The organism is Streptomyces sp. NPDC006314 (genome assembly GCF_040613075.1).
Taxonomy (GTDB): domain Bacteria; phylum Actinomycetota; class Actinomycetes; order Streptomycetales; family Streptomycetaceae; genus Streptomyces.
Genome location: NZ_JBEXRL010000012.1, coordinates 1 through 15,270, shown reverse-complemented (window position 1 = coordinate 15,270; position 15,270 = coordinate 1). Strand labels below are relative to the sequence as shown.

Here is a 15,270-nt window from a genome sequence, read left to right as displayed (position 1 = left end):
GCTACCGGATCTCCAGGATCTTCTCCCGCATCGCGTAGACCACGGCCTCCATCCTGGAGTGCAGTTGCAGCTTCTCCAGGATGTTGCGGACGTGGTTCTTGACGGTGTTCTCGGAGATGAACAACTCCTTGGCGATGTCCCGGTTGTTCATCCCCGTGGCGACGAGTTTGAGGACTTCCAGCTCCCGGTCGGTCAGCCTTGGCGCGGGCACCAGCCGGCGCTCGTCGGTGCGCTGGATCATCGACTTGAACTCGGTGAGGAGTTTCGACGCCATCGACGGGCTGATCTGCGACTGTCCGTCGGCCACCGCGCGAATGGCGGTGGCCACCTCGTCCGTGGAGATCTCCTTGAGGAGGTATCCGGTCGCGCCCGCTTTGATGGCGTCGTAGAGGTCGGCCTCCTCGTCGCTGATCGTCAGCATGATGATCTTGGCGCTGGGGGCGACCTCCTTGATGGAGGTGCAGGCCTCGATACCGCCGCGCTTGGGCATGCGGACGTCCATCAGCACGATGTCGGGCAGCAGGTCGGCGGCCTTGTCGACGGCCTCGGCACCGTCGCCGGCCTCGCCGACGACCTGGATGTCCTCCTCGGCCGCGAGGACGATCTCCAGGCCGCGCCGGAAGAGGGCATGGTCGTCCACGACCAGGACTCTGATCGGCTCCGCGCGTGCGGAGCCCGCGTCCGGGCCCCTGCCGATGACACCGTCGTCGGCGCCCTCGTCCCGCATCGGTCCGAAGGTGTCCGCCATCGTTCCTCCCCCTGAAGGCTGTGGCCTGTGGTCCTGTGCCATCGCCAACCCAAGGCAGCGGCCCACCGGTTGGGCCGGTGCGGTCATGATTTCATGCCCGGACGACACAGAGGTGACGTGCGGGGCGCGAAGTGGTCGCACACCGGTGCCCCTGGGGGCGCACACGCGCTCCAGGGGCACCGGATGGGCTTCGGTCGGGCGGGGTCAGCCGCCCAGTGTGCCCCCGGCCGCGGGGGGCTCCGACTCGGCGACCATCGGGTCCGTGTTGAGGTGGATCACGCCGTAGTCGTAGGCGTGGCGCCGGTAGACGACGCTCGGTTCCTTCGTCTCGGAGTCGACGAACAAGTAGAAGTCGTGGCCGACCAGTTCCATCTCGTAGAGGGCCTGGTCGAGGCTCATGGGGGAGGCGACGTGGGTCTTCTCGCGGACGACGAGGGGTCCTTCACCCTTGACCTCCAGCGAGCCGATCTTCTTGGTCGGCACTCCGTCCGTCTCCTCCTCGTGGACGGGGAGGCCGTTGCTGTTCAGCGTCGCCGCGCCCGGGACGTGGTCGGCGACCTCTGCCGCCGAGATCCGTCGTGCGCCTCGGCGCGAGAAACGCTTGTCGTGCTGCTTGCGCAGCCGGGCATCCAGCTTCTCCGCCGCCAGGTCGAGTGCCGCGTACGGATCGCTGGCCGCTGCCTCCGCCCGGATCACCGGACCGCGGGAGCGGAGCGTGATCTCCACTCGGTCACAGCGGTCGGCCTGTCGTGGGTTGGGCTCCTTGGACACCTCGACGTCGAGGCTGATCACCTTGGCATCGAGCCTCTGGATCTTCTCCAGCTTCAGCTTCTCGGCCACGTGCTTGCGGAACCGCTCGGGCACCTCGGTCTTGCGGCCCTTGACGACGATGTCCACGCAGAACTCCGTTCCCGGATCGCTCCGCCAGGGGGCGGAGCATCTCCCTTTCACACCAGGTCCGGTGCTCACCGGACCTCGGACTCGGTGACTTCCACCTCCTCCTCCCCCATGGACGAGATCTCCACCCCACCGGCGCGGGTGATTGCCGAAAACCCGCGGCACGGCATTCGGATATGGGAGGTGTGGCCTGCGCCTTTCCTCACAACCGAACATATCTCGCCCGGACGGATGACGTCACCCTCTACTACCGCGTACCTCCGTTCAGATGAATTACCCCTCTCACTAGCTGCAACGATGCAGGCTGGCGGTCAGTTCCTGTCCATTTCGAAAGAATCCCGAGGGGCGGCGATCACAGCTGCGTGGAGCGCCGGGCGAAGGGCGTTCACCGCCGCCTCTTCCGATGCACCGTGCACCCACTTCCCTCTCTCCCGCCGTGCTCCGATCCGTCGTTCTCCCCTACCTTCCCGGCTCACGGCCCCGTACACGACTCCTCTCGTCCCGCGTCCCTCTCCTTCCCGCCTCCCGTGACGCCATCCGGCCGCCTCCCGCAGGGCACGCGCCGCCTCCGCGAGACTCGCGCCCGTCGTGATCAGATCGTCGACGAGCACGACCCGGCCCGCGTCGAGCAGCCGGCCACCGCCCGCTGTCACCTCCAGCGCGCCCGCGAGGTTCTCCAGGCGCTGCCGCGCGTCGAGCCCGGCCTGGTCCGCCATGGCCCGCCGCTGCCGCAGTACGGCCGCCACCCGGGCCGGTGTCCCGGTGCGCCGCAGCTCACCGGCCGCCGCGAGCGCCATCCGCCGCACTGGATCGTGTCCACGCGCCCGCACGGCCCACCGGGCGGAGGGCACGGGCACGAGCACCACCAGCCCACGCCCCTGCGACCCGCCCGGATCCACCGAGCCGCGCGGACCCACCGTCCCGCCCGACGCGACCGGCCTGTCGCACTCGCCGACGACGACACCGCCGGGGCTGCTCCAGTCGAGTCCCGCCCGTACGGCCCCCGCCAGAGCCGTGCCCAGGGCTCCCGCCAGCGCCAGCGCACCCCGCTCTTTGTGGGCGAGAAGCAGCGCCCGCACCTCCTCCGCGTACGGAGCCGCCGCGTGCACCACCGGCAGCCCGGTCGGCTCCGGCACCGGCCGCACCCGCCGCGGCTCGCCCCTGTCCAGCGCGGCCCGGCACCGCGGGCAGAGCACCGTACGAGGTGCCCCGCAGCCCGCGCACTCGGCCGGCAGCACCAGGTCGGTGAGGTCCTGCCACCACCCCCGCATGGCCACCACTGTGCCAACGCGGGTGACGGTCGGCCACCCCTGTGGACAACGCCCTGTGGACAACCGGCCGCGGCCCGTGCCACCCCTCACTCACACGAGGGGCGGTCGGCCGCACCGGGGGGCAGGCATGGCACCCCGGAAAGGGGCGGGCCCGCAGTCCGCCTGCCGAAGAACGGCCCGGTGCCCGCCGCTCACCCGGGATAGACCGGCGCCGTCCCGTCCTTGTCGACCTTCTGCCATTGCGCCCCGGACGGCAGCCGGACGATCCCGTCGTCGGAGTAGGCCACCAGCGGGACCCGCTCGTCCTCGGACGCGGCGATCGCCCTCACTCCCGGCAGCGCCCCGGGAGCCGGTCGGTCCAGCGTGGACCCGTCGACCTGGACGAACCGCATCTGCTGCACGCCGCCCTGCTCCCGGCCGACGGCGAGCAGCGTGCTGTCCCCGGCCCAGGAGATGGCGCTGACCTGCTCCAAGCCGGGTGCCGCGGACCGCAGTCCGTCCACCGAGATGCCCTGCCCGGTCCCGTCGTCACGCTGGATCCGGCCGATGAGCAGGGACTGCTTGCCGTCCTTCTCCACTACCAGCGCGATGCGCACCCCGTCGGCGGCCACCCGCGCGTCCTTGATGCGGCCGGACAGATCCGGGACGGCGACGTCCTCGGGCTTCGCGACGCCTTGCTCGAGGACCTTCAGCCGCGGATGGTGCGGGTCGCGGTCGGCCACCCACAGGTCGCCTCGGGCGTCCCAGCTCGGTGTGGTCAGTCGGTCGGCGGGGGCCGCGCCGGTGCTGGTGACCAGCGCGTCTCCGAGCGAGCCCCCCGACGCCAGCGACGTCACGTACAGAGACCTGCCGCCGTCGCCGACCCCGGCCGCGGTGTGCTCGTCCCGCGACACCGCCACCGACCGCAGCCCCTTGTCGCCCTCGCCCAGCGGACCGGGCACCGGAACGGCGCCGGTACCGGTGCTCCCGGTCGGCATCCGCACCACCTGGTGCTTGCCGTCGAGGAAGTACAGGTACTCGGGACGCTTGGCCGACCCGTGCCAGGCGGCGGACTCGGCGCGCTCCTGGGTGAGATCGCACAGCCGCTCGCCACCGCGCCCCTGCAACTCGACGGACTCGAGCGTCGGCGTCAGGTTCCGCAGGGTGAACAGCACCTGGGCCGCCATCTCGGTGCACTTGGTCGCCGCGACCTGGGACGCCTTGAGGTTCAGCGGCACCGTCAGCTTGTTCTGGTCGTCCGGCGTCAGCCCCGACACGTCCTTCTGCAGGGCCGTACCGGTGGGGAAGCTGGATCTGACCACCGGCCCGAGCCAGGTGGTGGGCCCTTCGAGCAGCGAGCGGACCATCCGGGTCATCGGGTCCACCCTGCTGCGCACGAACACCGGATCGGCGACCACCACCGGCTGCCCGGTCGGCCCGACCGCTGTGTTGGAGGCGAAGTAGTACTTGTCGACGGAGGTGTAGTTCCGCTGGAAGTCCGACTTGCCCATGACGACCCCGTCGGGCAGGCCGTCGATGCGCCACTGCCCGCTGTCGGGGTTCTTCGTGAGGTGCAGCTTCTTGCGGTACGACCCGTCGGCGGGCCGGTACGCCTGCTGCGCGTCGACCGTGGCGACCCGGCTGCCGGCCAGGACGCAGATGACGCTGTCGGCCTCTTCCCGGACGCCCGCCTGGCAGTCGGTCTCGATGCTCGGCCCGTTCGCGAGAACCGTGGTCGACCGCTCGGGCCGCCAGGCGCTCGCCGCGTCGTCCGTCAGGTACTTGCGAGCCGTGTCGTACTCCGGATCGTCGCTGGTCAGCGCCTCCAGGAAGCCCTGCATGATCTCGCCCGGACCGGCGCCGTCGGCCGGCGGCACGGCGAACACCCGGACCCCGGTGTCCTGCCGCGGTGTCGACTCCACGTCCCGCAGATCCCCGCTGTCGGGCATCGAGGCACACCCGGCCAGCAGGACGGCCCCCAAGGCGGCGTACGCCACCGCGCGCCCCGGCCGCCGCCGGGCGCCCCCCTCGCGGTCAGCGCCCACGAAATGCCTCCCCTGGCTCGGTCGAGTCCTCCGCTGTGGCCGCTCCCGTGCCGGGTGCCGGGTTCTCGGCGGCCCTGTCGTCCGGCCGCCGTGCACCACCGGTGGGCCGCGGCACGACGCGCGCGCCGTTGCCGTTGCCGGGCAGGGCGGTCGGGTCGGCGGCGGTGACGGTGGCCAGCCGAGGGGCGACCGGACTGCGCGGCGGCAGAGCGGGCGCCTGGGCGCCGCCCTGCTGCACCGGAACGGTCGCCCGCTTCTCCTCGCCCCCGCGGGACAGCCCGGCGTCGTCGAGGCCGCGGTTGCGACGCGAGTCCTTGGGCTCCAGCGGTATCGGCGAGCCCCGCAGTGGCTCGTCGGCGGTCCTGGGCAGCGTCAGCCGGAACTGCGAGCCGCCACCCGGCTCGCCCCAGGCCTGCAGCCAGCCGCCGTGCAGCCGCGCGTCCTCCAGCGCGATCGACAGTCCGAGGCCCGTACCGCCGGTGGTACGCGCGCGTGCCGGGTCCGCCCGCCAGAAGCGGCTGAAGACCCGGGTCGCCTCGCCCGGCTTGAGTCCGACGCCGTAGTCGCGCACCGCGATGGCGACCGCGCCGCCGGCGGCGGCGAGCTTGACGATGACGTCCTTGCCCTCGCCGTGCTCGACGGCGTTGACGACGAGGTTGCGCAGTACCCGCTCCACGCGCCGCGCGTCCGCCTCTGCGACGACGGGCTGCTGGTCGCCGACCACGCGTATGTGCGTGCCCTTGCGCTCGGCGAGCGGCTGGGCACCGCTGACCACACGCCGGACGACCTCCCTGAGGTCTATCGGCTCGGCCTCCAGGGCCGCCGCGCCCGCGTCGAAGCGGCTGATCTCCAGCAGGTCCGCGAGCAGCGACTCGAACCGGTCCAGCTGGTCGGCGAGCAGCTCGGCCGACCGCGCGGTCACCGGGTCGAAGTCCTCGCGCGCCTCATGGATGACGTCGGCCGCCATGCGGACGGTCGTCAACGGGGTGCGCAACTCGTGCGAGACGTCGGACACGAACCGGCGCTGCATCCGCGACAGCTCCTCCAGCTGCTGGATCTTCAGCTGAAGGTTCTGCGCCATCTTGTTGAAGGCCTCGCCCAGGCGCGCGATGTCGTCCTCGCCGGTGACCTTCATCCGCTCCTGCAGCCGCCCGGCCGACAGCCGCTCCGCGATCCCGGCCGCCATCCGCACCGGCGTGACGACCTGCCGCACCACCAGCCAGGCGATGGCGCCGAGCAGGACCACGACGAACAGCCCGGCGGTCGCGAGGGTGCCCTTGACCAGGCTCAGGGACTTCTCCTCCTGCGTGAGCGGGAAGAGGTAGTACAGCTCGTAGGGGCGCCCGTTGGGGTCGTTGACCTGCTTCCCGATGACCAGCGCCGGCTGGGACTCCTTGCCGTTGGAGTACACGATCCGCGTGTAGCTCTGGGCGGCCGTGGTGCCTCTGTTGACCCGCTCGCGCAGGTCGGCGGGCACGCTGGAGGTCGGGTTGACGTTCCCGGAGCCGCGCGGGCTGCGTCCGCCGCCGCTGTCGTCGCCCACGGGCAGCGTCGCCACGTCGAAGGCGCCCGCGCCACCACTGGACAGCGACTCCACGAGGTCGCTCATCCACTGGATGACATTCTGCGACTGCCGCCCGTCCTCGGTCGAGGTGCCGTCGGCGGTGCCGGTCCCGGCACCCGTGCCGCCGGCCGCCTCGTCGGCCTTCTGCTTGGCCACCGCGAACCCGCCCGTGGCCTGGCTCTGCGACGCCTTGACCTTGGCGTCCAGCAGGCCGTTGCGTACCTGCCCGATGACGACGAAGCCGAGCAGCAGGACGACACCCAGCGACATCAGCAGAGTCGTGGCGACGACCCGGAGCTGGATGTTGCGCCGCCACAGGCGCATGACCGGCAGCAGCGGCCGGCGCACCCAGCGCAGGAACAGCCGCAGGACCGGGCTGCCCTGAACGCCGCCCTGCACCAGTCCGCCCTCGAAGAGGTGCCTGAAGCGCGTACCCGCTGCCGCCCGGCCGGCAGGCCGCCCCGGACGGGCCCCGGAACCGCCGGGAGCCGAGGCGGCACTGTCCCGGGACATGTCAGCTCGGTCCGGCCTTGTAACCGACACCACGGACGGTCACCACGATCTCCGGCCGCTCCGGGTCCTTCTCGACCTTGGAACGCAACCGCTGGACATGCACGTTGACGAGCCGCGTGTCGGCGGCGTGCCGGTAGCCCCACACCTGCTCGAGCAGCACCTCACGGGTGAACACCTGCCACGGCTTGCGCGCGAGCGCCACCAGCAGGTCGAACTCAAGCGGGGTCAGCGCGATCGACTGCCCGTCCCGCTTCACCGAGTGCCCGGCCACGTCGATCACCAGGTCACCGATGGTCAGCTGCTCCGGCGCCGGCTCCTCCGACCTGCGCAGCCGCGCCCGGATCCGGGCCACCAGTTCCTTCGGCTTGAACGGCTTGACGATGTAGTCGTCGGCGCCCGACTCCAGGCCCACGACCACGTCGACGGTGTCGCTCTTGGCCGTGAGCATCACGATCGGCACCCCGGACTCCGCCCGGATCAGGCGGCACACCTCGATGCCGTCCCGCCCGGGCAGCATCAGGTCAAGCAGCACCAGATCGGGCTTGGCCTCACGGAAAGCGGCCAGCGCCTTGTCGCCGTCGGCTACGAAAGACGGCTCAAAACCTTCACCACGCAACACGATGCCGAGCATCTCGGCCAGTGCGGTGTCGTCGTCGACGACAAGGACTCGTCCCTTCATAAACGACATCATCCCATTCTCGTAACAGTGACAGAGGCGCTGGTGAGCGAGGTCACTGGCCCGTGACGATAGTCGCAGTGAGCCGTCACTGTCTGCCCTCGTCCGCCGACGTCGATGTCAGTGACGGATGCCGGCTCGACCGGGCCGCCCCCGCCCGGCACCCTCACGCGCACGCGAACGGCGGCCCTGCCATCCCGCGCCGGCCGATACCCCGCCGGCTTCGCCGTGACCGGCGCCGCAGTGTGCGGTGCTCGGCTCAGGGCCACCGGTACCGACCACTCGGGCGCGCGTGGGCGCAGCGCGGGCGGCGCGGCGGCGACAGGTGCCCGCGGCCCGCGGCGGCACCGCGAGCGCGCCCGGCGGAGCGGAGCGCGGCGGGACGTTGATGCCGGCGCCAGATGCCACGGCCCGGTCCTCTGTGAATCACCAACGGGTGAAGGGGCCGTTCCGCCGGTCGAGCCGACCTCATCCCCTCAGTCGATGGTCACCTGGCGTGCCCTGGCGCACAGCTCTGCCAGAGCGTCGGCCGTCACGGGGGAAACGGCTCCTTCCTCGGTGACGATGGCCGTCACCAGCTCGGGCGGCGTCACGTCGAACGCCGGGTTGTACGCCTGGGTGCCCAGGGGTGCCACCGGAATCCCGCCTCCCGCTCCCGTCACCGGCATCTGGGGTGCTACGACCTCGGTCACCTCGAAGCCGGGCCGCTGCTCGACCTCGATGGACGCCCCGTCGGGGGTGTCCGGATCGACCGTCGTCAGCGGCGCCACCACGATGAACGGCACGTGGTGGTAGCGCGCCAGCACGGCGAGCGGATAGCTCCCCACCTTGTTCGCCACCGAACCGTCGGCCGTGATCCGGTCCGCTCCGATCAGTACCGCGTCCACCTCGCCCGCCGCGAACAGGGATCCCGCCGCGTTGTCGGTGAGCAGGGTGTATGCCATGCCGTTGCGGGCCGCTTCGTACGCCGTCAGGCGCGCGCCCTGCAGCAACGGACGCGTCTCGTCCACCCAGAGCCTCCGCAGCCGCCCTTCACGGTGTGCCGCGAGGGCCACCGCGAAGGCGGTGCCGTCGCCGCCCGACACCAGCGATCCGGTGTTGCAGTGGGTGAGGACCCGGTGCCCGCCGCCGGGCAGCAACTCGTCCAGCAACGCCAGACCGTGCGCCGCCATCCGCGCGCTGGCCTCGGCGTCCTCCCGGTGCAGCGCCTGCGCCGCGGCCAACGCGGCCGCGGCCGCCGCGGTGGGGTCGCCGGTCCCGGCCATCGCCGCCTGGTACGCGGCCTCGGCCCGGCGCACGCCGACGGACAGATTCACCGCGGTGGGCCGGGCACCCTCGAGCGCCTGTGCCGCCTCAGCCACGTCGAAGCCGCGCGCGGCGGCGAGCGCGACGCCGTACGCCCCCGCGATCCCGAGCAGCGGCGCCCCGCGCACGGCGAGCGAACAGACCGCCTCCACCAGCGCCGATGCGTCCGTGCACACCAGCTCGACCTCTTCGGCCGGGAGTCTCGTCTGATCGAGAAGGACCAGTACGGGACCTTCGGGTGGTTCCTCCCATCGGATCACCGGTATCTCGCTCGGCCGCTTGTCCCCGCCGGTTCGCGCCTGCTGATCAGCCATGCGGTCAGTCTGCCCCGGATCCGGCGGACAATTGAAGGTGTCCAGCGCCTACCGCGGCCGGTCCGCCGGTGACCACCCCATGGCACGATGGCTGCCAACCTGCCGCCGCGACCGCGGACGGGCACCGAGAAGGAGTTTCGATGACAGACACTCCGGGCTGGGCCTCGCCCGGATCCGCCCCGTCGTCCGAGGGGCGGGAACCCGGTGCGTCCGGCCCCACCGAGCCCGCACCACAGCCGGGCACGGACGCGCAGACCCCAGGCGTGAAGTGGTCCAAGGAGCAGCCGCCACCCGGCCAGTGGCCCGCGCCCACCGGTGCCCCCAGCCCGGATCAGGCTCCCCCGCCCCCGCCCCCGCCGCCCGGCCCGGGCTGGGGCGGCCCGCAGCCCGGCGGCCCGGCCCCCGGTGGCTACGGCGGCGGCTACGGAGCCCCTCCCGCAGGCCACGGCGGTCCTGGCGCCCCCGGCGGCTACGGGGCCTGGGGCGGCGGCTGGGGCGGCCCCCCGCCCGCGGCCAAGCCCGGTGTCATCCCGCTGCGCCCGCTCGGCGTCGGCGAGATCCTCGACGGCGCCGTCTCCACGATGCGCACCTACTGGCGCACGGTGCTCGGCATCTCGCTGGCGGTCGCTCTGCTCGTCGACACCACGCTGGTCCTCGTGCAGGGCTTCCTCATGAACGACACCATCGCCCAGACGTCGTTCGACGACCGGAGTGCCACCCCCGGTGACGTCCTGCGGGCCCTGCGGGCAACCATGATCGGCACCGGCATCGTCACCGTGATCTCCACGGTCGCCATCATCGTCGCGACCGCCCTGCTGACGACCATCACCAGCCGTGCCGTCCTCGGCAAGCCGGTCAGCACCGGCGAGGCCTGGCGCGAAGCCCGCCCGCAGATCCCCAAGCTGTTCGGCCTGCTCCTCCTGCTCGGCCTGATCATTCTCGGTGTCGGCCTCGCCGGGACGCTGCCCGGCCTCCTCGTCCTGCTCGCCGGCGGCAGCGACGGCGCCGGGGCGGCGCTGCTGGCCCTCGGCATCCTCGCGGCGGTCATCGTCGCCGGATGGCTGATGATCCGCTTCTACCTGGCTGCACCGGTGCTGATGCTCGAACGCCAGGGCGTCACGAAGGCCCTGAGCCGCTCCACGAAGCTGGTGCGCGGCTCCTGGTGGCGCGTCTTCGGCATCGTGCTGCTCACCGGGCTCATCACCAACATCGTCTCCTCGCTCGTCGCCATCCCCTTCGCCGTCATCGGGGCCGCCGTGAGCGGCGACGGCATGAGCAACCTGTTCGGCACCGGCGGCGAACACGTCAGCTGGACGTTCCTGATCATCCGCGGGATCGGCTCGTTGGTCGGTACCACGCTCACCCTGCCGATCAGCGCGGGCGTCACCGTGCTCCTCTACATCGACCAGCGCATCCGCCGAGAGGCCCTCGACCTGGAACTGGCCCGCGCCGCAGGTGTCCAGGGCTACGGCGCCGGCGCCACCGGTCCAGTCCCGGGGAGCTGATGCGGTGAGCCTGCCGGGGGGACTTCTCACCGCGGCCGAGTCCGGCGTCGGCAGCACGGTCGTGCGAGGCCTGCTGTGCGCGGCGGACACGGCTGTCCTGGCAGCCGGCGGCTCGGGAGACGAGCCGCCGGTGACCATCCCTCGCGATCCCGCGCGGGAGGCGGCCCGGCGTGAGCTGTCCAAGCGGATGTACCACGAGAACGACCCCAGCCTTCTCCAGCGTGCCCTGAACGCCTTCTGGGACTGGCTCGACAAGCTGTTCGGCACGGCCGCCTCGGCGACACCCGGCGGCGCGGTCGGCCTGTTCGTCGTGATCCTGTTCGCCGCCGCCGTGCTGGCCGCCTTGTGGTGGCGCCTGGGCACCCCGCGCCGCCCACCCGCCTCCGCCCCCCTCCTGTTCGACGACCGCCCCCGCAGCGCCGCCGAACACCGGGCGGCCGGCGAGGCACACGCGGCCCAGGGCCACTGGAACCAAGCCGTCCAGGAACGCATGCGGGCCATCGTCCGCTCGCTGGAGGAGCGGGCCCTGCTCGACGTGCGCCCCGGCCGCACCGCGGACGAAGCCGCCGCGGAGGCCGGCCGCACCCTGCCCGCGCACAGGGACCGACTGCGCGCCGCGGCCCGGGAGTTCGACGACGTCACGTACGGCGGACGCGGGGCGAGCGAGCAGTCGTACCACCGCCTCGCCGAACTCGACCGCGACCTGGAACGCACCAGGCCCACTCTCGCCGCCGGCGCCGCCTCCAGTACCCGCCAGGGGGCCGCCGAGTGACCACCGAGGCCACCCTGCCGACCACCTCCACCGCGCCGACCGCCCGCCAGGTGTGGACCCGCGCACGAGGCATCACTCTCGCAGTCGTGCTGATCCTCGCCGCGGCCGTCGCCATGGCAGCCGTACGCTCCACCGCCCGGCACGGCGCCCTGGACCCACGCTCCGCCGACCCCTACGGCAGCCGCGCCGTCGCCCGACTCCTCGCCGACCGGGGCGTGTCCACGCGCGTGGTCACCACGCTCGACGCGGCACGCGCCGCCGCCGGCCCCGACGCCACCCTCCTGATCGCCGTCCCCGACCTGCTGACCAGCCGCCAACAGACCCAGCTGCACACGGCGACCGCAGCGTCCGGCGGACGCACCCTCCTCGTCGCGGCCGGCAGCTCGTCCGTCGAGCGCCTCGCCCCCGGGGTCACCGCGGACCCGGCCCACAGCGTCCACTCCACTCTCGCCCCCGGCTGCACCCTGCCCGAGGCGCGGCGCGCGGGCAGCGCTGACACCGGCGGCATCCGCTACACCACCACCCACCTCGGCGCCGACACCTGCTACCCCAGCGAGCGCCTCGCCACCCTCCTGCGCATCCCCGCGGCATCCGGCGACGGCGACACCGTCGTCCTCGGCGCGCCCGACATCCTCTACAACGACCGGCTCGACGAGCAGGGCAACGCCTCGCTCGCCCTGCAACTGCTCGGCTCCCGCCCCCATCTGGTCTGGTACCTGCCCTCGTTGTCCGACTCCTCGACCACTGACAGCGGCGAACAGAAGAACTTCCTCGACCTGCTCCCCTCGGGATGGCTCTGGGGCACCCTGCAGCTCTTCATCGCAGCGGCTCTCGCCGCCTTCTGGCGGGCACGCCGGTTCGGCCCCCTCGTGCCCGAAAGACTCCCCGTCGCGATCCGCGCCTCAGAGACCGCCGAAGGCCGCGCCCGCCTCTACCGCAAGGCCCACGCCCGCGACCGCGCGGCCGCCGCTCTTCGCTCCACCACCCGCACGCGCCTCGCCCCCCTCGTCGGCGTCCCCGGCACCCAGGCACACACGCCCGAGGCCCTGCTCCCCGCCCTGTCCGCCCACCTCGCCGGCGACGGACAGGCCCTGCACTCCCTCCTCTTCGGACCGCCGCCCGGCGACGACGCGGCCCTCATCGCACTCACCGACCAACTCGACGCCCTCGAAAGAGAGGTACGCCGTTCATGATGGACCCGACCACTGACAACGCCGGGCGGACCGGGGATGCGGGCGGCAACGCCCGTGCCTCCCTCGAAGCCCTGCGCGCCGAGATCGCCAAAGCCGTGGTCGGCCAGGACCCCGCCGTGACCGGTCTCGTCGTCGCCCTGCTCTGCCGCGGACACGTACTACTCGAAGGAGTCCCCGGAGTCGCCAAGACGTTGCTTGTCCGGGCACTCGCATCCGCGCTCGAGCTCGACACCAAGCGGGTCCAGTTCACCCCTGACCTGATGCCGAGCGACGTCACCGGTTCCCTCGTCTACGACGCCCGCACCGCCGAGTTCTCCTTCCAGCCCGGCCCGGTCTTCACCAACCTCCTCCTCGCGGACGAGATCAACCGCACCCCTCCCAAGACCCAGTCCTCCCTCCTGGAGGCCATGGAGGAACGGCAGGTCACCGTCGACGGCACCCCGCGCCCTCTTCCCGAGCCGTTCCTGGTCGCCGCGACCCAGAACCCCGTCGAGTACGAGGGCACCTACCCCCTCCCCGAGGCCCAACTGGACCGCTTTCTCCTGAAACTGACGATCCCTCTGCCGTCCCGGCAGGACGAGATCGACGTCCTCACCCGCCACGCCTCGGGCTTCAATCCGCGCGACCTGCGCGCCGCGGGCGTACGCCCCGTCGCCGGCCCCGCCGACCTGGAAGCCGCCCGCGCCGCGGTCGCCAAGACGACCGTGTCCCCCGAGATCACCGCCTACGTCGTGGATATCTGCCGCGCCACCCGGGAGTCGCCTTCCCTCAATCTGGGTGTCTCTCCGCGCGGCGCCACCGCCCTCCTGGCCGCCTCGCGTGCCTGGGCATGGCTGACGGGCCGCGACTATGTCATCCCCGACGACGTGAAGGCCCTCGCCCTGCCCACGCTGCGGCATCGTGTACAGCTGCGTCCCGAGGCCGAGATGGAGGGAGTGACGGCCGACGCCGTCATCAACGCCGTCCTCGCCCACGTCCCGGTTCCCCGCTGATGGCGCTCACCGGACGCGCCGCCCTCCTCGCGGCCCTCGGCTCGATCCCCGTCGGCATTCTGGAACCCGGCTGGACGGGCATCCTCGCGGTCAATGGCCCGCTGGCGCTGGCCTGCGCCTGCGACTACGTGCTCGCCGCGCCCGTGCGACGGCTGGTCCTGGCCCGCTCCGGCGACACCTCCGCGCGTCTCGGCGAAGCCGCCGGCGTCACCCTCACGATCAGCAACCCGTCCCGCCGCCCCCTGCGCGCCCGCCTGCGGGATGCGTGGCCGCCCAGCAGCTGGCAGCCCGGCACCGAGGTCGACGCTTCGCGTCACCGCCTGACCGTCCCCCCGGGCGAACGTCGGCGTGTGACGACCCGGCTGCGTCCCGTCCGCCGGGGAGACCGCCAGGCCGACCGTGTGACGATCCGCTCCTACGGCCCCCTGGGCCTCTTCTCCCGCCAGGGCTCCCACAAGGTGCCCTGGACGGTACGAGTCCTGCCCCCGTTCACCAGCCGGAAGCATCTACCGTCGAAACTCGCCAGACTGCGGGAACTCGACGGCCGCACCAGCATGCTGACCCGCGGTGAGGGAACGGAGTTCGACAGCCTGCGCGAGTACGTGCCGGGAGACGACAGCCGCTCGATCGACTGGCGAGCCACCGCCCGGCAGTCCGCCGTCGCCGTCCGCACCTGGCGCCCCGAACGCGACCGCCACATTCTCCTGGTCCTGGACACCGGCCGCACTTCGGCCGGGCGCGTGGGCGACGCCCCACGCCTGGATGCCTCCATGGACGCAGCCCTGCTCCTCGCAGCGCTTGCCTCCCGCGCCGGCGACCGCGTGGATCTGCTCGCCTACGACCGCCGGGTACGCGCCCTGGTCCAGGGCCGCTCGGCAGGTGATGTGCTCCCCTCCGTGGTCAACGCGATGGCCACGCTCGAACCGGAACTGGTCGAGACCGACGCTCGCGGCCTCACCGCCACTGCCCTGCGGGTGGCATCCCGGCGTTCCCTCGTCGTGCTGCTCACGACGCTCGACGCGGCACCGGTGGAGCAGGGGCTGCTCCCCGTACTTCCCCAGCTCACTCAGCGCCACACCGTCCTGGTCGCCTCGGTTGCGGACCCGCACATCGCAAGCATGGCGAAGGCGCGCGGCAACGCTGAGGCGGTCTACGAGGCTGCGGCGGCGGCCCAGGCACAGAGCGAACGTCAGCGCACAGCGGAACAGCTCCGTCGACACGGTGTGACGGTGGTCGACGCGACTCCGGACGATCTGGCGTCGGCATTGGCGGACGCGTATCTGTCCCTCAAGGCGGCGGGACGGCTCTGAGCCACTCTGTCCCGCGGCCTTTTCGGGCCGGCCTTTACCCCGAACGCAGAAAACCCCCGCATCTTTCGATGCGGGGGTTTTCTCAAGATTTGTTCGGCGGTGTCCTACTCTCCCACAGGGTCCCCCCTGCAGTACCATCGGCGCTGTGAGGCTTAGCTTCCGGGTTCGGAATGTAACCGGGCGTTT

12 protein-coding genes and 1 rRNA gene are annotated in these 15,270 nt (G+C 72.2%); 5 read left to right on the top strand and 8 right to left on the bottom strand.

The window, feature by feature from the left end; translation table 11 throughout:
- Nucleotide 1 precedes the first annotated feature (1 nt).
- From ABZ079_RS22355 to mtnA, 7 genes are all read right to left on the bottom strand, one after another.
- A complete protein-coding gene (locus tag ABZ079_RS22355; protein WP_356941190.1) occupies nucleotides 2–748 on the bottom strand; it encodes a response regulator transcription factor in 747 nt (248 codons plus the stop codon).
- Nucleotides 749–952: 204 nt separating this feature from the next.
- A complete protein-coding gene (raiA, locus tag ABZ079_RS22350; protein ID WP_356941189.1) occupies nucleotides 953–1,645 on the bottom strand; it encodes a ribosome-associated translation inhibitor RaiA in 693 nt (230 codons plus the stop codon).
- Nucleotides 1,646–1,956: 311 nt separating this feature from the next.
- Entirely contained in the window at nucleotides 1,957–2,916 is a 960-nt protein-coding gene (locus ABZ079_RS22345; protein WP_356941188.1) for a ComF family protein, read from the bottom strand.
- A 191-nt stretch (nucleotides 2,917–3,107) separates the two neighbouring features.
- A complete protein-coding gene (locus ABZ079_RS22340) occupies nucleotides 3,108–4,940 on the bottom strand; it encodes an LpqB family beta-propeller domain-containing protein (protein WP_356941187.1) in 1,833 nt (610 codons plus the stop codon).
- On the bottom strand, nucleotides 4,930–7,017 hold the full coding sequence (gene mtrB / locus ABZ079_RS22335) for an MtrAB system histidine kinase MtrB (RefSeq protein WP_356941186.1): 2,088 nt from the start codon (nucleotides 7,015–7,017) through the stop codon (nucleotides 4,930–4,932). The genes ABZ079_RS22340 and mtrB overlap by 11 nt, the downstream gene beginning before the upstream one ends.
- Nucleotide 7,018: 1 nt before the next feature.
- Nucleotides 7,019–7,708 (bottom strand): two-component system response regulator MtrA, encoded by a 690-nt coding sequence (gene mtrA, locus ABZ079_RS22330; RefSeq protein ID WP_005316841.1) that lies wholly within the window; start codon nucleotides 7,706–7,708, stop codon nucleotides 7,019–7,021.
- Between the two features lie 461 nt (nucleotides 7,709–8,169).
- A complete protein-coding gene (mtnA, locus tag ABZ079_RS22325) occupies nucleotides 8,170–9,312 on the bottom strand; it encodes an S-methyl-5-thioribose-1-phosphate isomerase (RefSeq protein WP_356941185.1) in 1,143 nt (380 codons plus the stop codon).
- Between the two features lie 140 nt (nucleotides 9,313–9,452).
- Here mtnA and ABZ079_RS22320 point away from each other — a divergent pair, with 140 nt between their 5' ends.
- The 5 genes from ABZ079_RS22320 (at nucleotide 9,453) to ABZ079_RS22300 (ending at nucleotide 15,084) form a co-directional block, all read left to right on the top strand.
- Nucleotides 9,453–10,817 (top strand): glycerophosphoryl diester phosphodiesterase membrane domain-containing protein, encoded by a 1,365-nt coding sequence (locus ABZ079_RS22320; RefSeq protein ID WP_356941184.1) that lies wholly within the window; start codon nucleotides 9,453–9,455, stop codon nucleotides 10,815–10,817.
- 61 nt (nucleotides 10,818–10,878) lie between these two features.
- On the top strand, nucleotides 10,879–11,589 hold the full coding sequence (locus ABZ079_RS22315; protein WP_356941369.1) for a DUF4129 domain-containing protein: 711 nt from the start codon (nucleotides 10,879–10,881) through the stop codon (nucleotides 11,587–11,589).
- On the top strand, nucleotides 11,586–12,782 hold the full coding sequence (locus ABZ079_RS22310) for a DUF4350 domain-containing protein (RefSeq protein ID WP_356941183.1): 1,197 nt from the start codon (nucleotides 11,586–11,588) through the stop codon (nucleotides 12,780–12,782). Before ABZ079_RS22315 ends, ABZ079_RS22310 begins: the two co-directional genes overlap by 4 nt.
- The gene (locus ABZ079_RS22305; RefSeq protein WP_356941368.1) at nucleotides 12,782–13,774 is read left to right on the top strand and encodes a MoxR family ATPase; all 993 of its coding nucleotides are present in this window, start codon (nucleotides 12,782–12,784) and stop codon (nucleotides 13,772–13,774) included. The genes ABZ079_RS22310 and ABZ079_RS22305 overlap by 1 nt, the downstream gene beginning before the upstream one ends.
- Nucleotides 13,774–15,084 carry a DUF58 domain-containing protein gene (locus ABZ079_RS22300; RefSeq protein ID WP_356941182.1) on the top strand — a complete coding sequence of 437 codons (1,311 nt, stop codon included), beginning with the start codon at nucleotides 13,774–13,776 and terminating at the stop codon, nucleotides 15,082–15,084. Before ABZ079_RS22305 ends, ABZ079_RS22300 begins: the two co-directional genes overlap by 1 nt.
- Before the next feature lie 91 nt (nucleotides 15,085–15,175).
- Here the strand turns inward: ABZ079_RS22300 and rrf are convergent.
- A 5S ribosomal RNA gene (gene rrf / locus ABZ079_RS22295) occupies nucleotides 15,176–15,270 on the bottom strand; the annotation flags it as partial.